The 22,840-nt window shown below is 38.3% G+C and carries 18 protein-coding genes; 2 read left to right on the forward strand and 16 right to left on the reverse strand.

Features of this window, described 5'->3' with window-relative positions:
- Position 1: 1 nt before the first annotated feature.
- The 15 genes from FR7_RS16935 to FR7_RS17005 all read right to left on the reverse strand — a co-directional run bounded on the left by FR7_RS16935 (position 2) and on the right by FR7_RS17005 (position 19,759).
- Complete coding sequence (locus FR7_RS16935; protein ID WP_007933605.1) at positions 2-487, reverse strand: PTS sugar transporter subunit IIA; 486 nt, start codon at positions 485-487, stop codon at positions 2-4.
- Complete coding sequence (locus FR7_RS16940; RefSeq protein ID WP_007933606.1) at positions 474-3,410, reverse strand: sigma 54-interacting transcriptional regulator; 2,937 nt, start codon at positions 3,408-3,410, stop codon at positions 474-476. The genes FR7_RS16935 and FR7_RS16940 overlap by 14 nt, the downstream gene beginning before the upstream one ends.
- Before the next feature lie 452 nt (positions 3,411-3,862).
- Entirely contained in the window at positions 3,863-6,808 is a 2,946-nt protein-coding gene (locus FR7_RS16945) for a sigma-54-dependent transcriptional regulator (RefSeq protein ID WP_007933607.1), read from the reverse strand.
- Between the two features lie 487 nt (positions 6,809-7,295).
- Positions 7,296-8,258 carry a 6-phosphofructokinase gene (pfkA, locus tag FR7_RS16950; RefSeq protein WP_007933608.1) on the reverse strand — a complete coding sequence of 321 codons (963 nt, stop codon included), beginning with the start codon at positions 8,256-8,258 and terminating at the stop codon, positions 7,296-7,298.
- A gap of 78 nt (positions 8,259-8,336) precedes the next feature.
- Positions 8,337-10,070 carry a phosphoenolpyruvate--protein phosphotransferase gene (ptsP, locus tag FR7_RS16955; RefSeq protein WP_237769544.1) on the reverse strand — a complete coding sequence of 578 codons (1,734 nt, stop codon included), beginning with the start codon at positions 10,068-10,070 and terminating at the stop codon, positions 8,337-8,339.
- Positions 10,057-10,320, reverse strand: a complete 264-nt coding sequence (locus FR7_RS16960) for an HPr family phosphocarrier protein (RefSeq protein ID WP_007933611.1) — start codon at positions 10,318-10,320, stop codon at positions 10,057-10,059. The genes ptsP and FR7_RS16960 overlap by 14 nt, the downstream gene beginning before the upstream one ends.
- A 64-nt stretch (positions 10,321-10,384) precedes the next feature.
- A complete protein-coding gene (locus FR7_RS16965; RefSeq protein WP_007933613.1) occupies positions 10,385-10,861 on the reverse strand; it encodes a PTS sugar transporter subunit IIB in 477 nt (158 codons plus the stop codon).
- A gap of 23 nt (positions 10,862-10,884) precedes the next feature.
- Positions 10,885-11,277, reverse strand: coding sequence for a PTS sugar transporter subunit IIA (locus tag FR7_RS16970; RefSeq protein ID WP_007933615.1), 393 nt, complete (start codon positions 11,275-11,277; stop codon positions 10,885-10,887).
- A 380-nt stretch (positions 11,278-11,657) separates the two neighbouring features.
- Positions 11,658-11,939: a hypothetical protein gene (locus tag FR7_RS16975; protein ID WP_007933616.1), complete on the reverse strand. Its 282-nt coding sequence runs from the start codon at positions 11,937-11,939 to the stop codon at positions 11,658-11,660.
- 26 nt (positions 11,940-11,965) lie between these two features.
- A complete protein-coding gene (locus FR7_RS16980) occupies positions 11,966-13,033 on the reverse strand; it encodes a nucleoid-associated protein (protein ID WP_007933618.1) in 1,068 nt (355 codons plus the stop codon).
- Positions 13,034-13,258: 225 nt separating this feature from the next.
- Positions 13,259-14,686, reverse strand: coding sequence for an FAD-binding oxidoreductase (locus FR7_RS16985; RefSeq protein ID WP_007933619.1), 1,428 nt, complete (start codon positions 14,684-14,686; stop codon positions 13,259-13,261).
- Between the two features lie 16 nt (positions 14,687-14,702).
- Entirely contained in the window at positions 14,703-15,746 is a 1,044-nt protein-coding gene (locus tag FR7_RS16990) for an electron transfer flavoprotein subunit alpha/FixB family protein (RefSeq protein WP_007933620.1), read from the reverse strand.
- 18 nt (positions 15,747-15,764) lie between these two features.
- Complete coding sequence (locus tag FR7_RS16995) at positions 15,765-16,553, reverse strand: electron transfer flavoprotein subunit beta/FixA family protein (protein ID WP_007933621.1); 789 nt, start codon at positions 16,551-16,553, stop codon at positions 15,765-15,767.
- Positions 16,554-16,960: 407 nt separating this feature from the next.
- Complete coding sequence (locus tag FR7_RS17000; protein ID WP_007933622.1) at positions 16,961-18,832, reverse strand: hypothetical protein; 1,872 nt, start codon at positions 18,830-18,832, stop codon at positions 16,961-16,963.
- 351 nt (positions 18,833-19,183) lie between these two features.
- Positions 19,184-19,759, reverse strand: coding sequence for a YqaA family protein (locus FR7_RS17005; RefSeq protein ID WP_007933623.1), 576 nt, complete (start codon positions 19,757-19,759; stop codon positions 19,184-19,186).
- 168 nt (positions 19,760-19,927) lie between these two features.
- Here FR7_RS17005 and FR7_RS17010 point away from each other — a divergent pair, with 168 nt between their 5' ends.
- The gene (locus tag FR7_RS17010; RefSeq protein WP_007933625.1) at positions 19,928-20,305 is read left to right on the forward strand and encodes a CidA/LrgA family holin-like protein; all 378 of its coding nucleotides are present in this window, start codon (positions 19,928-19,930) and stop codon (positions 20,303-20,305) included.
- A 1-nt stretch (position 20,306) separates the two neighbouring features.
- The gene (locus FR7_RS17015; protein WP_007933627.1) at positions 20,307-21,002 is read left to right on the forward strand and encodes an LrgB family protein; all 696 of its coding nucleotides are present in this window, start codon (positions 20,307-20,309) and stop codon (positions 21,000-21,002) included.
- Positions 21,003-21,069: 67 nt separating this feature from the next.
- Here the strand turns inward: FR7_RS17015 and FR7_RS17020 are convergent, their stop codons facing one another.
- On the reverse strand, positions 21,070-22,641 hold the full coding sequence (locus FR7_RS17020) for a nitrite/sulfite reductase (RefSeq protein WP_007933629.1): 1,572 nt from the start codon (positions 22,639-22,641) through the stop codon (positions 21,070-21,072).
- Between the last annotated feature and the right edge of the window lie 199 nt (positions 22,642-22,840).

Below are 22,840 nucleotides of genomic sequence, written 5' to 3' on the forward strand. Positions count from 1 at the left end.
TTTATTCACCTCCCTTCACATTGTTTAAATTAAGTCGTTTACTTACCTCTTCTTTGATTTTCACTTCGCTTTCCTCGTTTGCTAAATATAACAGAATCTCTTCATCTTGAAAGATTCCCATTAAACTTTGCAGCATTTTTAGCTGGGAGTGACTATCATGCATCGCCAGCATAAAAATTAATTTCACAGGAGTTTTTTCTGTCTCCTCACCCATAATGCCAAAATCTACAGGTTCCTTTAGAACTCCAACACTAATGGCTGACTGGTTAACATGTTCAATATCTGTATGTGGTATGGCAACACCACAGCCCTTGGTCGGCAGCCCTGTTGCAAATTTTTTCTCTCTTGCAATAACGGCGTCGGCATAACTTTCTTTTACAAAACCTTTCTGATATAAGTTGGCTGCCATATGCTTTAAAATATCTGAACTATTTTCACCTTCTACATTTCTTATCACTAATGTTTCATCAAATTTAACATGATTCATGTAATAGAGCCTCCCTAATTTCTTCTTCTGATTTTGCTTGCTGCATTTGTGCAATAAATTTTTCACTTTTAAATTTGTTATATAAAAACCGTACTCCATCTTTACCATCAATATCTAAGGCCAATAAACAAATCAATGATACCGTGTTCTCATGATCCCAAGAAATCGGCACCGCCGCTTTGGCAATTACAATTACAGGATGATTTACATAACTGCTGTCAGCATGGGGCAAAGCAACTTCTTGATTAATTACATAACTCCCCATATTTTCCCGCTCCATAACAGCCTCATAATATCCTTCTTTGACATAACCTTCCGCTAACAGGCTGTTACAAATACGCTGCAGCACTTCTTCTTTCCCGCCTACTTCTGGCAGCATGATAAACTTTGCCTCTCGTACGACATGAGGAATCAGTCCGCTGTAACTTTTCATACGATAATGATTGTTACATTCAATTAAGTTCATAATTTGATTTTTTCCTGTTTCGTTAAATAATGCTTCTAAAGATAAGAAAGGAATGCCGTGGTATTTAGGATCAATACTGCCTATGATCGCAATGATTTCATAGGTATTGATGGTATCTTGGATTTGCTTATGAAGATCACGTTTTCCAATAACCCCCATATGGATTAATTCTATGTCATTTAGTTTTTCACCAAATATTTTCTTCAAATGACTTCCGCACTGAAGAGCTACCCCTTCTCCGGTCAAGCAAACGGTAATAATTGCTTTTTTACGTTTTAAAACTTTATGATCCACTCGCGTTTTCTTAAAAGTATAATTTAAATTTTCTACCGCATACACCACATCTTTAATATGGGATCCAGGTAAAATACTTCTGCGAATGGCTTCGATTACCATTACTGTATCCACACGGTCAATCGTCTCGATCTGGATACCTGTTCTTTCTGAAATGATTTCTCCAAATGTCAGTAAAGAACCCATATCCACCAGCATTAATACGCCTTTACCTTCGTCAGTTGCTTGTATGATCGTAGCTAAACGTTCTAACACTTCACTAGGATTCTCATCTAAGGTCATGACTACCGCTTTGCCATGATTCATATTTAGCAGCTTATTCGCAATTTCCAGCATGCCAACACTTACATTGCCATGAGTAACAACCAGAATACCAACTTTACCTTCTTTTTCTTGTTTATTTCCTCTAAGATAGAGTGCAATAAAACCAACTTCGTCTTCTGGCAAATGAATTCGATAGTATTTTTCAATATGTGCGATCATTTCTTGGGCTACAGCATATTCAATGCTGTATTTTCTTTTGATTTCTTCTAAGTTGGGGTTAATAATTTCTCTTCCTTGCTTAATACGCTGAAATGTAGCATTCAAATGAATGGCTAAACAATAGAATATGGAATGATCCATCTTTCCTAATGTCATTTCAGCAATTTTGAGGAGTTCTTCCACAAGGGAAATAATCTCAACTCCCACAACTTTAGCAATCTCATCAGGAGATAAAGGATGCAAATTATCTTTAACATGTTTGATAACATTCTGTAATTTGCGTTCAATCTCAATCCCGATAATACGATTAATTTCTTCTGTATTTATTCCTTGCTTTAGATATTCGGTATACGTTTTTTCGATATCGCTATAGAACTCTTTTGGAAAACTATAAATGTCATTTTCAAGCTCAGCGATTTTTTTATACTTTTTAGGGCTAAATCTAAAATCTTGCCAGACGAGGTTTTCAATTTCATCCCGCATACTTTTTATTTTCAAAAGTCCCTTTTTAACATGAAGATTTAAATCTCTCACATCAATTTTCACACAGTCTTCTTTATCCATAACGTAAGTTAAAAAGCTTTTGGCACAAGCTACTTGAATATCACTTTTTAGTTGTCCAATATTCCCATAACACTCATACAGCAGGTAGGATTTCATTACATCTAAAGCCACATGAATTGGTGCATTCATTCGCGTTGATTCATAACCAAAGAAATTCTTAACTAATTTCAATCTTTCATTTAAGGGCCGTTTACTTAAAGGCGGAACCTCAATGATCATGGGAATTCGCCTTTTAAAGGTTGCTAATAATGTAGTCTCAATATTTTCTGTAGTGGCAGCAATGAGCTGCACAACTGCTTTTCTAGTAAAATCAGACTCTCCTAACCTACGAAAGCACCCCTTATCGATGAGTTGAAACAGCATTTCTTGTCCTTCTGATGTAAGGCGATGTACTTCATCTAAAAATAAAATTCCGCCGTCTGCCTGCTCGATTAATCCTCTCTTATCTTGCACGGCTCCTGTATAAGCACCTTTTACGCTCCCAAACAGGTGAGATATTAACAGTTGTGAATTTTCGGCGTAATCGGCGCAGTTAAAAACAATAAACGGAGATTCTTTGGTCAGCCTGCCGCTTTCGATGGAGAATTTGTACATAGACTCTGCCAACTCGCTTTTGCCTACACCTGTTTCCCCTAATATCAAGCAATGCAACCCATTTGGCGGATACAACACTGCAGCTTTAGCTTGCTGTATTTGTATTTCTAAACTTCCTTTTCCACCAATCAGATTTTGAAAGGCTTGAATTTCCCGACTCTCTTCTTGCTTTTTATTACCATCTTCCAGCAGCGAAACCTCATCTATGATCTGTTTATTACCTCGCGAACCTCTGATTTCTTCTAAATATTTGACTACCAAGTAGCGAGATAATTTATATCCGCTATTTTGCAGCATCTTCGTCAGTTCACGGTAGGAAATATTCTCATTTTTTTGTAATATCTGAGATATTTCCTCGCAAATATAGATCTTCTTTCGTTCCCGAGAGTCTGCAATTTTTAGTTCCTTGCGCAGTAGCGTCATATATTCTCTGCTTACTAATAAACTTTCACCTAATTGCAGATCCGTTAGCGGTTCTTTTTTATTTTCTTTTAAAAGGATACTGCGGAGTTTATTTTTCACATCTAACCCTCCTGTCTTTTATTATTGCAAAAACCGTGCCAACTAGTGGTCAATTATGTTAGTGATGAGAGAGAAGCTTGGATAATAGTGAGTTAAATAGATTTTTCAAAGTGGAATCTAATCACACTTTTTGTGTTTATTTACTTTTTTTAAAAATTCACTTACGTTTTTTCATTTTCTTTCTTACACTTTTGTGAATTTTTAAAATACGTAAAAATAACTGAATTTTATATTTTTTCATACAATCTTAACAAGCATAAAAATGTTATTCATTCCTTAGCAGATAAAACGAATTGAACCACAAAGGCACAAAGTACACAAAGGGTTATTTATACATTGTGCTTTTGTGGTTCGTAATTCTTTTATTTTTCTGTTTACAAAACATATAAGCACTATTATAACAAGGAAAGAGGCTTTTCTTATTAAAAAAGCCTCTTTCCTTGTTACCATCCTTACCCTTCTTCTATAGTATTCTTTCGCCGCTCCATTTTAATAATCTCAATTAGATGACAAATTTCTTCATCATTTACATTCACAGTGAATTGTTCTTCCAGAGCGTTGCTTACTTTTTTTAACACTGAATATTCAAGAGGATGCTCAGCAATAAATGCAGCGGTTTCTGGATAACTGATTCCTGCATTAGTAAGCAAGCGTTCCACCATACAGGCAGAATGTACTAACATGCGTACCAGTCCAGAAGAAGAAAACTCCACTTGCAATTCATCTTCCAGCTTTCTAATGCAGATCATAAGAGTATCCATCACTTTACGCGGATTCACAAAAGTCAGAAATTCATCCAACATGCCTACAACCATACCACGCATCACTTCCCAGTCCATGCCCCTGTCTGTATAACGATCTGCAATATCAGAAGCCTTTAAACCATCCGTAAGCAGACGGCGCAGTTCACTGCCGGCTCCCCCCTGCATAAGCTCTTCAATGGCAATATGAGGTCTATCCTCCATTTGAGGATCAATACTACCTACACTAGCTACGATATCATAGGAATGCTGCAAAGACATCAAACGAGTTTGTAACATTTCCTGATTGCCAGCTTCTACAGCAATTACACGAATATTAAATAACTGCCATTGATTTAACAGTTTTTCTAATAAGCCCTTAATTTTGGCCGCTGCTCCCTGCCCTGTAAGGCAAGTAGTCAAAATAGCTTTATCTTTACCATTCATAAAATCAGTCGGGTTATTTGCCTGTACTACCGTTTGAACCATACTACGTGCTGTCCAAGCAGACCGATAGACAATATTAATATCATTTTTCGGTAATATGGCTTTATGTAATACATGAAGTACCATTAATGTACTTACCATTTCTACACTCTTTACCATGATACCCGTTCGATTCGTAAGAGCTTTCGCTACACCTGATAATGATCCCATATCAACCAGCAGAATTATGCCTTTCCCTTGGTCAATTTCTTTTGCCACCTGAACGGCTTTTTCTATTGCCCAATCCACATTGGCTTCCAGAGGCATATCAATTGCTTTGGCATGGGTAACTCCTAGCAGCTTATTTGCAAAATCGACCATACTGGTAGCAGTCGAATTACCATGTGTAATCACCAAAACACCAACTTTTCGTTCTTCCCTGCCTTGGCGGTCGTCAAAGGTTGCCAGCATTAAAGCAATAAATCCGATTTCATCCAACGGGATCAAGATGCCCATCTGTTCACCAATACACTGCGCCATTTTTTCTGCTACAATATATTCCTTAGGATGCTGCTCAGCCACAGATCTAACATTAGGATTTACAATGGGCAAACCGCTGCGAATTCGTTCTACCGTAGCAGCAATATGAATGGCTAAGGCATAATATAATCTACGGCTCAGTGCTTTTCCCATTTTTTCAGCTAAGCTGCAGGCTAGGTCAAAAACACTGAGAAATTCTTGTGGCAAAATACTTTGTAAATATTCCTGGGATATTTCCAGTTGTTCAGGACCTAATCGCTGGAAATAGTTTTCAAAATCCATCTCAATGCATTGAATAATCTCTGCCTGTCCAATTCCTTGGGACTTAAGAAACTGCATGCGCTCACTAATGGTCTGATAAAAATTCTTTGGCAAGCTCCGATCTGCCTCTTCATCCGCCGCTGTTCCATTTGGCTGAATGAACAACTCACTGCCTAATGTACATAAAATTTTGCTAGTCTCCAAACGGGCTTGAGGATCATAGACAATGGCTTGTTTGATCTTAGGCGGCAGCTCTTCGTAAACCAGACGAACAGGTGCAACCTTATCCCCCCGATGCAAGAAAGCTTTTGCACATATTAGCTGTAAGTCATTACGCAGCTGCCCAATATTTCCCTGGCATCGGTATAACAGCAATGCCCATAAGGCTTCCTGGCTTACAATCAGCTTTGATTGAATATGTACTGCTTCACGTGCCAGTAAAAATTTGATGAGTTCAAACCGTTCGTGTAATGGTCTCATGGATAAATCAGGCAGCGATATGACCACAGGTATACGGCGCAAGAATGTTTTTAATAATGCAGAATCTGGATTCTCGGTAGTAGCTGCGACTAACCTTATGGTAACATGGCGAATTTTATCAGTATCACCCATGCGGCGAAAATCACCACGGTCTAGCAGATAAAACAACATTTCCTGTCCTTCTGGCGGCAAGCGATGTACTTCATCTAAAAATAACATGCCCCCATCCGCTTTTTCCACTAAGCCTGCTTTATCTTTATCAGCCCCAGTAAAAGCGCCTCGTACATGACCAAAAAGCTGGGACATCAAAAGCTGAGGATTATTTGCATAGTCAGCACAGTTAAATACAATAAACCGTCCACCATGAGCAATTTTCCCCTGACTGCAGGCAAATCTGTACATATATTCAGCAAATAAGGTTTTTCCCACACCTGTAGAACCAACTAAAAGCGTATCTAAACCTTTTGGGGGATATAGAGCCGAAGCCTTTGCCTGCTCAACTGCGACTTTTAAACTATCTTGGGCACCTATTAAGCCATCAAACGAATCATAATTCTGAGCATTGTCATATAAGGCATTATCATTTTTCAGACTCGTGGTATCAGATACCTCTCCCGTCCTTCCTGATTGGGAAAATTCATTTGCAGCCAACTCTTCGATTTGCCGCTGGTGCCGTACCACTTCAGGAACCTTTCCCTTCAGGGCGGGATAGAGACTTTCTATCCATTTCACTGTGACATAATAAGTAGATCGACTTACTAATTTTACTACTAACTTCTCCCGATGTAAGGCATTTAAATCACTGCTGACATTACTACGAGAAAATCCCGCTAAAATTGCCACTTCTTCTGCTGTAAAACCTAATGGTTTATGCTGCTGCATCATATTCTTATCTAGTTTTTTCGTGCATAATTCATCTAAAATTTCTAAAATTTTTAATTGACGTTTCATTTTTCGCTCTCCTTTAAGACAGCATAAGCTAGTAGTCCGCCAAGACTAAAGCTATGGGATGAATATCGCGACAAGAGCACCATGGATTTAGGCTTGGTGGACTACTATTCATTTCTAGTACATTATAAAACGTTATAATCTGTAATACAAATTTTTTATGATTTGCTAATTCCAAAAACGCTTTGCGTCCTTTAAAAACATATAAAGCGAACCAAACCGCAGAGGCGCAGAGAACGCAGAGAAAAATTATGATTAGAGTTAGAATATCCCCCTCAGTGCACTCTGCGTCTCTGCGGTTCAATCATTCTTTCCTTGCTCTCTTTCACACCAAGCATCCTAATTATATTTTTTCACGTACAAAACTTATAAACTCTGATACTAAAAAAATAAAAGCATGGTTTTTATATACCGATGCTTTTATCGCTTTATCAGACGATCAATTTATGTTATTAGGACTCTAACTCTAACCCGCAGTTTCTTGTCTTTGTTACTTGGACAGTAATGTTGCCAGCCGAAATGTAGAGGTATCAATTGTCCGTTTATGCCCAATGGCATCAACTAAATCAATTGCAACAACTGCACCGTTCTTCGAACCGAATAATACATTGGATATACCGGAAATCAGGGCCATCACTGCATGTTCTGCTAGTGTACTGGCTAAAATACGATCAAATACACTCGGAGATCCTCCTCGCTGTATATGCCCCAATACGGATACGCGGGTATCAAGACCCGTATCCTTAGCAATCTTCTCACCAATGGTTACAGCACTGCCTACACCTTCTGCCACAACCACAATGCTATATTTCTTCCCTGCATCCCGCGACTTGCTTAACTTGGTGCATAGATCATCTAGATTAACAGTCATTTCCGGAATCAGTATCTGCTCTGCACCACCAGCAAGTCCAGCGGTCATAGCAATCCATCCTGAGTTTCGTCCCATTACTTCAAGAACCATTACCCGTCCATGTGAAGAAGCTGTATCCCGCAGCTTATTAATCGCTTCTACGACTGTATTAATAGCAGTATCAAAGCCAATGGTATAATCCGTCCCCCAAATATCATTGTCGATTGTACCGGGCAGGCCAACTACAGCAATGCCTAATTCAGATAACAATTGAGCACCTGTAAGAGATCCATCGCCACCGATAATAACTACACCTTCGATTCCTCGGCGTTTCAGATTTTCGGCAGCTTTTTGTCGTCCTTCCAACGTTTTAAAAATTTCACAACGCGCAGTTCCTAAAAAAGTTCCCCCCCGGTGCAGAATATCTCCTACTGAGCGAGATTCCAATTTTACCATGTTATCTTCATACATGCCTGCATAGCCATTGTAAATTCCCCATACTTCTACGCCTTCATGAATAGCTACACGAACAACAGCACGAATAGCTGCATTCATACCAGGAGAATCACCGCCGCTAGTCATGACAGCAATACGCTTTAACATCACACATTCCACCTCTTTCTTGCTAATTCTCCAGAAAGGGCGAAGACTGCGCTCCGCCCTGCTTTCCTTAGAATGTAATTAAATTTCAAATTGTAAGGCTATTTCTTCTAATCTTTTCTTAATATCAGATGCAGTACGCAGGCTTAATATATCATCAGCCCATTTTTGCGTCTGCTTTATGTCAAGTTGACGTATACGATGCTTCACTACAGGAACGGCACGCCCGTTCATGGATAATTCTGTTAAACCAAGTCCCACTAATAATGGAGTTGCTAAAGGATCTCCTGCCATCTCACCACACATACCTACCCATTTACCAGCTTTTTGTGCAGCTTTAGCAACATTGCCAATTAAGCGAACGACTGGCGGTTGAAAATAATCACTCAGATATGCTACATGTTCATTCATGCGATCTGCCGCCATTGTATATTGAACAAGATCATTCGTGCCAATACTAAAAAAGTCAACCTCTTCTGCCAATATATCTGCAATCGCAGCTGCTGCAGGGACCTCAACCATAATCCCTACTGCCACATCGCTTTTATAAGGAATTCCTTCTTGCGTTAATTCTTTAGCAGCTTCGTTTAATAATGCTTTTGCGCTTAACAGTTCATCAACGGTAGCAATCATAGGAAACATAATATGCAGATTTCCTGCTACACTTGCGCGCAATAAAGCACGCAATTGCGTTTTAAATACGTCCTGGTACACCATACACAAGCGGATGGCTCGTAACCCAAGGGCCGGATTCGCTTCTGGCAATCCGCCAATAAAAGGCAGCTGTTTATCACCACCAGCATCCAGAGTACGAATGACAATCTTTTTATCAGGCATTGCTGCAAGTACAGCTTTATAAGATTCTACCTGTTCTTCTTCAGTTGGCACACTGGTTTTATCCAGGAACAAGAATTCAGTACGAAATAAGCCAACACCTTCTGCACCTGCAGCAATTACTTTTTCCATATCCCCAGGTGTACCAATATTACAAGCTAACTCGATATGATGACCGTCTAATGTCTCGCTGGGCAGATGGCCAACAGATGCTAAAAGTGCAGCTCTCTCCTGCTCTTTTTTAATACGCAAGCGATAGTCATTTAGTATATCCTCTTCAGGATTTACTAAGACCTCTCCCACATGTCCATCAACAATCACATTATCTCCATTATTTAATTTCTCTAATGCACTGCCAACCCCTACAACAGCGGGTATACCTGCTGCCCTAGCCAAAATGGAGCTATGAGAAGTCTTTCCTCCTAGCGCAGTAATAAAACCTGATACATAATTTAAGTCAAGAGCAGCAGTATCAGAAGGCAGTAAATCCTGAGCTGCCAAAACTCCTGTATAGTTAACTTCTGCTGTACCACCCTGCAATATGCGTACTAAGCGTTTGCCAATATCCTTGATATCAGCTGCTCTCTCCTGCATATATTCACTATCAAGACCAGCAAACATCGCAGCAATTTCATTAGCTGCATCTTCTACTGCTGCTTCAGCGCTAGCCTGGTGATTGTCAATATGATTTAAAACGACTTCAACAAAAGAAGGATCTGTGACCATTAACTTATGAGCAGCAAAAACTTCTGCCTGCTGTTCTCCCATATTGATTGCTGTACGTTCTTGCAGTATCTCTAGTTCTTTTTCAGCAGCCTGCTGCGCTGTATAAAAACGTTCTTTTTCAGCTGGGGCCTGTGATGCATCTACCAAGCGACAGAAATCATGTACCGCCTCTTGCATATGCACAATTGTTCCAATAGCAATTCCTGCTGATGCTGCGATTCCTTTTATTTTCCACATAGTATCACTCTTCCCCAAATTTGTCATCCACTAATTTTTTCAGGGCTGCACCTGCCTCAGCAGCATCTGGACCATCAATTTTGACAAGTAACGTATCCCCTTTTTTTACCCCTAATCCCATAATACTAATGATGCTTTTTGCATTACCGTTTTTCCCATCTTTAAATATTAAAATGTTGGATTTAAAGGAAGAAGCTTTTTGTGCGAACATAGCCGCTGGTCTAGCGTGTAACCCCGCCTGATTTTTAATTTGTAAATTGAATTCCATGTTTTTTACACAACCTTTCTTTTTGTTAAATATATTATTACACTACAATAGCAGTGGATACCCCTTAATTTATCTCGAGCATAAGGTCTAGTGGAATATCATGAGGCAATAATTGAATCTGCAAATCAATACCATGTTCATGAAGCTCTTTAAAAGCCTGTTTATCAGTATCAGATATCGATACAGCTTTTGTCACCGGGGTTTTGCCTTGACTGAAACTCATCCCGCCAATATTGACCTTACTAATCGCTAAGCCATTTTCTACTAAATTCAATATAGTAGTTGGGTTGGTAGCTAATAAAAGTAACTTTTCTTCTGCAAAAGTGTCCGTTTTCAAGCTTTCTACCCCTTGAATCACATTTAAAACCGAAACGTTGATACCAGGAGGTGCTACGGTTTCGAGAAGCATCTTACGAATGAAATCTAACGCCACTTCGTCATCAATCACGACAATACGTTCGATTGGCATGGTCTTACACCACGCCATAACAATCTGACCATGAATGAGACGATCATCAATTCTTACTAATTCAATTCCCACCTAATCTCTTCCTTCTTCTATGGTTACTTCATGATATCGAAATTACGAATGCCATCATGACCTCCTTTTAAGGCGGCATTTGTTACATTCATCAATTTATCATTCCTGACAGGTAATATTTCTAACAGCATGGGCATATTTACACCTGCAACCATCTCAATCCCTGACTGCTGCATTGCCACTATAGCTGCTGCCTGATAAGGGCTTCCTCCTAGTAAATCAACGAATATGATAGTACCTTGACCAGTGTCTACGCTTCTTGCGGCTTCTTTAATGCGCAGCTGCAAATCAGCTGTATTTTCACCCGTTGTAAAATTAAGAGATATAACCTGTTCCTGTTTCCCTGCAATCTCTTCTGCAGTAGTAAGCAAGGCACTTGCGAAACATCCATGTGCAACAATTACCACACCAACCATCTTGTGCCCTCGCATGTATTTTTATATTTTTATCTTCTTAATATTCTTGCAATAATCATGCCAAAACCTGTCTTATTCAAAATAAAAGTTGTACTACAGCTATTTGACAGACAATTCCTAGCTTTTCCCCATAGAATGAATTGCTTTTGTTGTTATACCAAACAATACAATCGAACTTGTTTTGTTTGTGTTTTAACCGTGTTGTAATTGTGTGTTTATTTTGATTTATGTAACAATTCATACTATTTCCATCTATATCCATAAGAAAAACGCTACGCGTCCTTTAAAACATAGAAAGTAAACCGAACCGCAGAGGCGCAGAGAACACTGAGAAAAAAGCCTTATCTTGCAGATAAAGCCTTTTACAGGTTGAGGTAATGCTATTTTTTATAAACTTCCCAAGCTTCTGAAACTCTCTTACGATAGGATTCCAAACGATTAGCCAGTACCTTTTCTTCTTTACGTCCAGCTTCTATGGATAAATCATATAAACTATTATTCATAGCATATATAACCGCTTTCATCAAATCGAATATAGGATCTGGAGTTTTCTCACTACTTTCTGTCTTATCCTGCAGTTCTTTGATTAGAGTAATAGCAATGGCAACTTTTTCTTCTGGCAATTGCTGAATGAGTTCAACTAACTCAGCTTTAGAATTCATTTTATATTCTCCCCATTTCCCTTAGCTTATTCTTCTTCATTAAAATACACTTTATAAAAGTGCATACCTTTTTCATCATCAAAACCTCGTTCAATAAACTGCATATTGCCAGTCTCTGTTGTAGGGCTTTTTACTTTGATTTCAATTTCAGTATCTAGTTTAATCATATTTTTAAATTTCTTTTTTACGCTCTTTACTGCAGGAGTGGAAATCGTAAATCCTTCTGCAGGCACAAATCCTTGATTTGTCTCATAATTTTGTTTATGCTCTATAAACTGCTCAATTAATTCCGGCTCTTTTACAACAGATTGTACAAATTCTTCTAAATGAAATTGGTTATGTTTATCAAAATACGCGACTGCTTCATTGACAAACACTACCTGATCCTTTTTATCGGCCTGATATATTTCACCATAAATATTTTCTGCAAAATCTCTGCACACCTGCAAACAATTTTCCGTATGAAAGTATTCATCCTGCACATTGGTCAAGCGTAAGAATTCATCCTTCCAATATAAAGCTTGATTATCGCCTTTATTTACTGCATCAACAATGGCAACCCGATAGCCATCATCTGAATTGGCGTTAAAAATAATACATCCCTTATCCAGCTTTTTAACGTTGATCCCTTTATCACTGCCAATCATAAACTCATCTGCATATTTGGTAACTTTTAAGTAGGTTTCCTTTTTTTCTGTTTTAAAAATACCAATTCCATCAGCTTTTTGATCATTGATTATGCAATCTTTAAAATACGCCATATAGAATTCTCCGCCTTTAATTTGCGGATGAGAAGATTTCTCATACAGATGTTTTAAGATACTAATGGATTGTTCATAAAAAGTTTCAGGTTCTATAAAAATACTGCTTACATACATGTATAATTCGTTCAAATGAATATCTGTTTCATGGAAAAACTTATACAATACTTTTTCTTTAAAGGATGATAAAAAATATTTTAGCAACAGTTCCTCTACATTGCCATCTTTCATATCATAAGAACTTGGTGAAAGAAAAACACCTTCATCCCGCAACTTATTCCCTACTTTATGTATTACTAACTGCTCTAAACTCATACACGAAAAATCAAACAACCTATTTCATCCTTCCTGCTACTGACAAACTTAGTATTTTATTATTGTATCACACTTTTATACATTTTCAATCTACATTATGGCTGATAAAGATAAGAAGACCCGCTCTGTGTCTTCTTAGTACTCAGTGCTCTCTGTGCTCAACGTCCCAAAAGTTATAATTTTTGATGTTATAAGAAAGAAAACAGCCTAAATCTCAGGATAAGAGACTTAGACTGCTTTTGCTTATGATTCAGCAATTGTACCAAGTAGTACGACTTTTCCAGGATTCATAATGTTATTTGGATCAAAAGCTTCTTTCACTGTTTTTAGGACTTTCTTTTGTCCTTCAGTCATGTGCTTATACATGGCTGATATACGTTTTGCACCAATACCATGCTCCCCTGATAAGTTACCTTCAAGAGCATATACAGCATCATAGATTTCAGCTAAAACAGAATCTTTCAAATCATGCCAAGCATGTTCATCACGATCTTCACGCAAAATGGTGGCATGAATGTTTCCATCACCAGCATGTCCAGCACTAGGGATTTTGCACTCAAATTTTGCTGCAATTTTTTCAATCGCATCCAGGGCTGCAGGAATGTTTGCAATTGGCACTACAATATCTTCCATGCAATATACTGGGCTCAGCATACGAAGTGCTTCCGCATAGGCTTTACGTGATTTCCAAATGCGGTCTTGTGTCGAAATATTATCTGCTACGAATACTTCCAGCGCACCATTTTCTTTACATAGCTTTCCAATGGTTTCATAATCTTCTTGTACTTGCAGTTCAGTATTGCCATCCACTTCACAGATAATGTATGCGCCTGCATCACTAAATGGCAGCTTTTTATTCAAATACAATTCCGCTGCTTTAATCGACAAACTATCCATAAATTCAACAGCAGTCGGGATTATACCAGCAGTCATAATCTTAGGTACTACTTTGATAGCAGATTGCATATCTGGGAAAGGAACCAATAAATCGGCAACATATTGAGGCAATGGCATTAACTTCAGCCAGATTTTTGTAATAATTCCTAGCGTACCTTCTGAGCCAACCATTAAATGTACCATATCATAGAAAGTAACATCTTTTACGTTCTTGCCACCGTAAACAACGATTTCCCCATCTGGCATAACCACTTCTAAACCATATACATGACGTCCTGTTACACCGTATTTAATTGCTTTGTTACCACCAGCATTTGTTGCAACATTGCCCCCAATGAAGGAAGATTCTGCAGAACAAGGATCACCAGCATAAAAGAGATTTAACTCTTTCGCTTCTTTTTGCACTTCTCCTGTTGTAACACCAGGCTCTAAGACCATGAATAAATTTTCTTTGTCGATTTCTAGAATTTTATTCATTTTTTCTAATGATAATACCATACCACCATGGAGTGGAACAGCACCTGCTGCAAGTCCAGAACCGCCGCCTCTAGGCGTAATGGGGACCAATTCACGATTTGCCAGCTTCACAACTTCAGCAATCTGCTGGGCATTTTCCGGTTTTATAACAACTTCAGGCATTTTCTCCCAAAGTTTATCAGATGTTTCATCACGAGAGTACATTTCCATTTTTTCTTCATCTACAACTACGTTGGCTTTACCTAGAATTGCTTCTAATTGTTTAATAATGTTCTCTGTTATTTTGTTAAATTGCATTACTACCCCTACCTCCTTATGCACTCGCTTTTATTTTTTTGACTGTTTCAATCAGCATAGGCATCACTTCAAATACATCGCCCACAATACCGAAGTCGGCCACTTTGAAGATTTGTGCTTCAGGGTCTTTATTGATTGCCACAATAACATCCGAGGTCTGCATACCTGCTAAGAATTGAATTTTACCTGCTATACCTGCAGCAATAATTAGTTTAGGAGACACGGTCTTACCAGATAGGCCAACCTGATGGGGATACGTAGACCAGCCAAGCTCAACTGCATCACGAGTAGCACCCACAGCAGCTCCCATTAGCTCTGCCAATTCTTCTATTAATTTGAAACCTGCGGCATTTTTCATTCCCTTGCCACCGGCAATAATGATATCTGCTTCTTCAATACTTACTGCTTGCGTAGTATCGATTATGAACTCCAGGAACTTTTCAACTGTCATTGTTGTTGCACCTGCATAATTTTTAACAATGATTTGACCGGTTCTAGAAGTATCTACAGGAGATTGCTTGGCAGATCTTGGACGTACGGTTGCCATTTGTGGACGTGTATCAGGCGTCTTAATGGTAGCCATAATATTGCCGCCAATCGCTGGACGAGTTTGTAATAACAGCTTTGTATCAGGATCGACAGTAAGTTCTGTGCAGTCAGCTGTTAAACCAGTATTGGTTTTAGCTGCAACTAAAGGCATTACCGTACGGCCCGTAGTTGTTGCACCAGCGATGATAACTTCTGGTTTTTCTTCATTCACTAAACGAGTAATTGCATTACTGTAAGGCTGGGTTAAGAAGTTCTTGAAAATAGGATCTTGGATGAAAAATACTTTATCAGCACCACGAAGAATGACTTCGTCCATATTCTCAATTTCATCACCTAGTAGTACACAGGCAAGTTCACAGCCAAGGTCATCGGCAATGCCCCGTCCCCAAGTTAAGAGTTCAAAAGTAACGGCTTGAATTTTACCATCCCGTTGTTCACCTAGTATAAATACACCCTTAAAGTCGGAAAGATTCTTAGCTTCTGCTATGCTGCAATTTACATACATTGACATCTTTATTGTTACCTCCTTTTATAAAACATCCTTTTGAACTAAGAACGACATCAATTCATCAATTGGCTGCATTGTCGCATTGGCTTTAACCATAATCGTATCCCGAGATAGTTTAGGGCTGAAAATTTTAACCACGCGAGTTGGTGATCCAGTTAGACCAAGCTCACTTTTATCAAAACCAAGTTCGGCATTCCCAAGCATTGGAACTTCAACTTTCTTTGCTTTCAACTTACCGTCTAATGTAGGGAATCCTGTATCACTAATATCTTTATTTACAGAAACTAATACTGGGAAAGTAACTTGAACTCTTTCAAAACCACTCTCAACAGTACGTTTAACAATAACACCATCTTCTAACACTTCTAAGGCAGAGACATAGGTTTGGGCAGGGACCCCTAGGTAGTGAGCAATCATGGCGGCGGTCTGACCAGTTTCGCCATCAGTAGCCCGCTCTCCACAGAGAATCATATCAAAATCGCCGGTCTTCTTGATAGCTGCAGCAATAACTTTGGCTGTTGCAATGGTATCGGAACCAGCAAACTCTCTGCCTGATACTAAAATCCCATCATCAGCCCCCATTGCAATTGCTTCTTTGATTGCTTTCATTGCTGAGATTGGCCCCATGCTAACAGCAGTGATTTTGACATCAGGATAGGTATTCTTAATTCGAATTGCCTCAGCCAATGCATTTTCATCTAAGGGGTTAATAATCGTATCTTTACCAGTACGCACCATGACACCGGTTACAGGATCTAATTTGACCGAATCAGTTCCGGGAACCTGTTTGACAAGAACTATAATTTTCAAATAAATACACCTCCTATTATATTCTGTGAAATTACGGGGAATTTTACACTTGCATATATATTTCCACAATATTGTTTAAATATTGCAAAAAGCCAAAATAAACTGTATTTAGTGAATTTAGTATTTAATCGGACAATTCTTGTTTTTTATTTTACAACAGAAAATACAGGAGGTAAAATCTTTTATAGTAATCGAACCCATGCGTTTTAGCTATATGTAATTGTGAAGTAATTCTCATGTAGAATGTTACTTTTTTAACTTACTTAATTCTAAATCGTTACCATTGCCGGAGCCTGATCCTTACTCACTTTCCAGCAAAATCAACTTTGTTCGGTGATTTCACAATCTAAAAAATGGTTGTTTTCTGTTTTCCAGAAAACAACCATTTTTCACATATTACGTGAAAATTAAATTTTGTTAATCATAATATTTGTGAGTGTAAGAGTCGTATCCTCAATACTTTTTCGAATGTCTGGCAAGCTTTGCTTAAATTCACTAATTGCTTCCGTATCAGGAAAGATGACTCGCAAATCTAATTTATTTTCTTCATATAAACGAAATACGCTATCCACAATACCAATATTTTGCGTATCCACACTTACTCTCATCCATGTCTCAAATTGTCGTTTTGTACCCTGATTATTATTTTCTTTTTCTTGATGATAAATATGAATATGAGTAGGGTAGGATGTTCCATCGGCAAAATAGAGTGGTACGGAAAAGGACAATGTTTTATGATCGACTTGTCTTTCCGTCTCACCGGCGATTGATTTATACAGAGAATGAGCTAATTCTTTTATGATACTTGCCGACCTTTGCAAATTTTGTGAATCCGCATTTTGCCATGGCTCAGCTCCTGCAGCTTTTAATAACACCCATATTTTCGATAATTCAGGCAGTTTACTTTTAGCTGCCATATCCTGCAATGCTTGGGGTATATTTTGCTCCATGGTCTTTGTTAGTTGCTCTAATCCAGACTGAGCCTTCTCCAATAGTTTCCCTTGATTGAAAGACAGCTGTTGATTAATCTGCTTCATAAGTGTTGTTAATTGCTCAATCGTTGTAGTGGCCCCTGCTAATTGCTTTGCAACTTGCGCCAGTAAATCTGCTGCTGGAGATGCCAAAGATTTCGCCGTCATATTTTCGGCCAAATTTGATACAAGGTTTTTGACTTGTTCCGATATTTTTCCGTTTAATAGCGCTGCATTCTCAAGAGTTTTACCTAAGGTCACTAGACTTTGTTCTGTTATCCCCTGCTTAATGAGCTGCTGCACCGCTTTGCCAATTTCCGGCGGCAAACTTTGCCCAAAAGCTTCTAGCTTTGCAGCCACCGCACTTTTGTCAGGCGATGCTTTCATCTCCTGTAGAAGATCCTCTAATGCATTTGCAGCTTGCTGAAGAACCTTTGGTGCAATATCCTTAAATTGCTGAGCATCCACCGCTTTTGCAACTGACCAGATCTCAGGTAGATCGGGCAAGCCGCTTTCTGCTGCTTGCTGCTGTGTCAGCGGTATCTTACTTTCCAACATTTTCATCAATTGGATAACAGCCTTCTGGTCATTTTCCGTAAGCTGACTCATATTCTCTGGCATAATTTGCTGCAATAATTGTTTTGCGATCTGTTTTACATCACCTTGTGATAAACTGCTGCTCCCAGTTAACTGTTTAGCTAGCTGCAATATTATATTTTCTTGGCTATCGCTGCCGAATTGCTGCAGTTTTTTTGAAGAGAGCTGCTGTAAAAATTGTTCTACAGCCTGCTTAAGATTGCTTTGAACCAAAACCGTTCCTTCTTTTGCTAATAACAGCAATTGATTGGCTAATTGATCAGGGGACATTCCATCTTGCCCTTTTAGAAATTCTGCTACTTTATTTAAAAAAAGTTTTATATCTTGATACTTATCCTGCTGCAAGGTTAGAGCTAATTCTAAGCTATTTCCTAAGTTGTGGAGCTGCTCTGCGATATTTTTTTGTGCTTTTAATAAGTAATCCATCCCCTGGGATACATCTTTTGTTGACGACATTTGCTGCAAAAGCTGCTGGACGATTTTCTTTATATCCTCTGGCAATGATTGCAGTAATTGTTCCCGATTTTGCAGTGATTTTGCTAAGTCCGCCAGCTTTGTCTTTATACTATCTTCTAAATTAACTTGAAAATCCTTTTGTACCAATTGATTGCTACTCGATAATTCACTCACTTCTTGAGATCGTTGAGCATTCCCTACTTGAGCAGTTTCTGTAACCTTTCCAGGCGTCTGAGGAGTCTTCCCGATTTCCATGTATCCACCTCTATTTCAGCATCCATTATATTATAATACCAGTATACGGTAAACGACTGTAGAATCCTAGTCTAAAATTGCGAAAACCCTAAAGCGTCTAAGAAAAAAGCCTTTTGAACCGCGAAGACACAAAGATCACGAAGAACACTAAGATGAATATTCCGCCCCGTCTTTTAAAAAGATAAAACATTATGGAGGCATAAAGAAAAGATCAATATCCCTTCGCGTTCTTCACATTTCTTCGTGACCTTCGCGTTTATTATTGCTTTTTATCTTTCTCTATTTATAAAAAAACCAGCCTGCAGGATGAATGCAGGCTGGTTTATAACTACAAATTGATCTACGATATGATTAGCTTAATTTTCTTTGAGGAACTTTTCTCATCACAGCAATTGCCACAGCAAGAAGAACAATAAAGATGATTACGCCAATCATAAAAGTATTGGAGTAAGTCTTAATTAGTTCAATTGCTTGTGGACCGTAATAAAAGATCAAGATTCCCTCCAAGAGAAATCTTTTTCCTCTTCCAAATACGGAAGCGATTAAAAAGACTACCATATTAATGCGAAAGACACCGGAACTAATGCTGACAAATTTATAAGGAATTGGTGCCAGAGCAGCAAGAAAAATAGCCCATCCCCCATACTGCTCCAGCCAGCCGTTAATTTTCTCTACGTATTTATTTGGAACATATTTTTTTACAGCAATAATCCCGTACTTATTACCAATAAAGTATCCAACAATTCCACCTAATACTGAACCGACAGTCGCAATGATCGAATAATAAATCGCTTTTTCAGGAACTGACAAAGCCATAGGGACTAATAGCAGGTCAGGTAAAATCGGTGAGAAAATCGATTCGATAAAGGATATGATAAAGAGTCCCAATACCCCAAAATTCTGAAAGAATACTATTAATTGTTCCACTACTACACCTCAATAAAAATATACGTTATAGAAGTATTATATACTAAATCCAATTAGAATGTATATAATACGCATTATTTTCCTAAATTCTATTACTCATTTTTCTCGATTTACGATATACTATAGACTTAAACTATTTGTACATCATACATGAAGAGGTGATACTGATTGCAAAACCTACTAAAAACAGCAGGGCAAATATTCTTATTATGGTTTATTTATTTTATCAGTACGTGGACAGTAGAGTTCTTTCACTTGCCAATACCAGGCAGTGTGCTGGGCATGCTTCTTTTATTTGCGCTGCTCTCTGGGGGAATCATTAAAGAACAATGGCTTGCTCTCGGCGCAAATCCATTACTTAAACATTTGTCTTTTTTCTTCATTCCTATCGCTGTCGGACTCATGGAATGGGGAGATTTATTTACTCAAAAAGGACATCTTCTCTTCTTGCCTTTAGTTATCAGCGCTTTAGTCGCTTTAATTGCAACTGGAATTGTCGTTCAACTTCTAACTAAATCTTGCGAAAAAGAGGGAGGAGCGGACTAATTTGCCTACTACAATGTTGATTTTTCTTACGATTCTTCTTACTGTTATATTATATCTCATTAGCCGAAAAATATTTTTACACACTAAAAATCCCATATTCAATCCAGTATTATTAAGTACTACAGTCATTATAATTGTTTTCCATTACACAGGCATTACCTTTGAACAATACACACCAGGTAAAGATATTATGACCTTTTTGCTGGGTCCTGCTACCGTGGCCTTAGCTTTGCCTCTTTATTTAAATCGCGCAGTACTGCTCCAAGCCTTGTTTCCAATACTATTTGGTATATGCTTTGGCGCTCTGGCAACCCTGACAACAGCTGTTTTACTGGCAAAATTTAGTGGCCTTGATGCTCTTATCGTTGCATCCATCGCTCCAAAATCCATAACAGCTCCTATTGCGATTGAGATTTCTCGCCTAACCGGCGGCGATCCAGCTATTGCTGTTGCCTTCGTAGTCTTTACAGGCACCTTAGGTTCTATCATTGGACCTAGTCTTCTTTCTTCCTGTAAAATAACAAATCCAATCGCCAGGGGATTAGCCATGGGAGTTACTTCTCATGGGCAAGGTACGGCCACCATTCTCCAAGAAGGGGCACTTCAAGGCGCTATGGCAGGAGTAGCCATGGCTGTAGCCGCTATCTTCATTTCTTTTATCGCCCCTATATATATTCCTTGGCTAGTTCATTTATAAAGAAAGAGGCAGCTAGTGAAGCGTCCTGCTTCTCCTAGTTGCCTCACTCACTTATTGTTACCAATCCTTATAAAGAGTAATTAGCAACTAATTCCTTTACTTCTGCTTCTTTCTCTTTTATAAATTCATCAAAACCTATACACTTTGAATTTACTTTTAAATTAGCTAAATCCACCAGAAGGCTTGCTATTTTTTCAGCAGGCACATCTCCATATACATCTCCAAATCGTACTGCACCAGGACCGACTATTCCATTAAAAGACATCGCATAGGTTGGAATTACTCCTTTTTCCGTACGACCTCTTTTTCCAGTAAATCCAATTAACCCCTTTTGATGTTGTCCACAGGAATTATGACAGCCCGAGATAAATGCCCTTGGTAATGCAGCCTTAATATCCTCTGGTGCATCCTTAAAAGTTTCCAGAATGCTGTCTAATAACTCATGAGAATTATTAAGTCCAAAATTACAAATCGTAGGTCCTACGCATGCAACTGTATTTTCTATATTAAATATAGATGAAAATTTAGACGTTATCGCAAGTACATTCTGCACGTCTTTTTCTTTTACATCTCTTACAAAAAGCCCTTGCGTTAAGGTTACACGTATTGATGTCTTATAATCTAATTTTGTTAAGAAAGCCAATAATTCATTTAGATCATGGGTAGTAATTGTCGCTTTTTTAGGGTGAATATATACAGAATAGTATCCTGCTTGTTGTTGTGGGAATATTACATTCTTATATTGCTTATCCCATGGAAATTGTTTCTCCTGGGTAGTTTGCACGTTTTCTTCTTCAGAATCAATATGAAGTGCTAAGTCCTGTCCGGATTTTTTTAATTCATCCAATTCTTTTCTAAACATCTTAATAAACTCTTCTTCTCCCAATCTTAAAAGAACAAATCGCAATCTAGCCTTGTGTCTGTTCGTTCTATCGCCTTCTCTTGCGAAAACTCTTTTCATTGCTTCTACATAATATAATGCTTCTGTATCCACAATAAAATCCTCAAGCTTTATGCCCACTTTAGCATTGCCACCAAGTCCACCGGCCCCATATACTTCAAAGCCTCTTTTACCATCAACGATTTTAGCAATAAACCCAATATCAGCTATGGTTGCATTCGCAGTGTCTTCTAAACTATTTGAAAATGCAATCTTATATTTTCTTGGTAACTTAAGATTAACAGGATCTGTCATCATGAAATTCGTAACAGCCTTAACATATGGAGTGACATCAAAAATCTCATCTTGTGCGACTCCGGAAAGAGGCGAACAGGCAACATTTCTTACACCATCACCACCCGCTCCTCGTGTAATTAAGCCGCATTGTAACAAGTCATCCAGCACATTGCCTAAATCCCCAACTTTTACGGAATGAAGTTGAATGTCCTGTCTTGTTGTAAAACGCATATCAACACCGTATTTCTCAGCAATCTTGCTTAACCCCTGCAACTGATTTGCAGTTGTTACTCCACCAGCAATTCTGGGTCTTACCATATATGTATCTTTGGGTCCTTCTTTATAAATTCCCATAATAGAACTAAAGGCTTTCAAGTTTTCTAATTTGCCTTCATGATATTGCTGTAACTTTTCTTTAAAGTTCTCAACACTTTTTAAAATATCTTCTGTAATTGTTATCATATCTGATTACCTCTTTTATCCGTATTCTTATCCCATGGAATGATTATAACAACTTAGTATTGACATTTCAAGAAAAATACAGGTACTAAGTGATCTATCCAACTGATCTTTAATTATATTATCTTATACTTGCTTGCATCTGGATTTAAACTGCAAGGTAAAAAAAAGTACGCAGAATACCGTATTCTGCGTACTTTTT

It is taken from the genome of Pelosinus fermentans DSM 17108 (assembly GCF_000271485.2).
In the GTDB taxonomy this organism is placed as follows: Bacteria; Bacillota; Negativicutes; order DSM-13327; family DSM-13327; genus Pelosinus; species Pelosinus fermentans.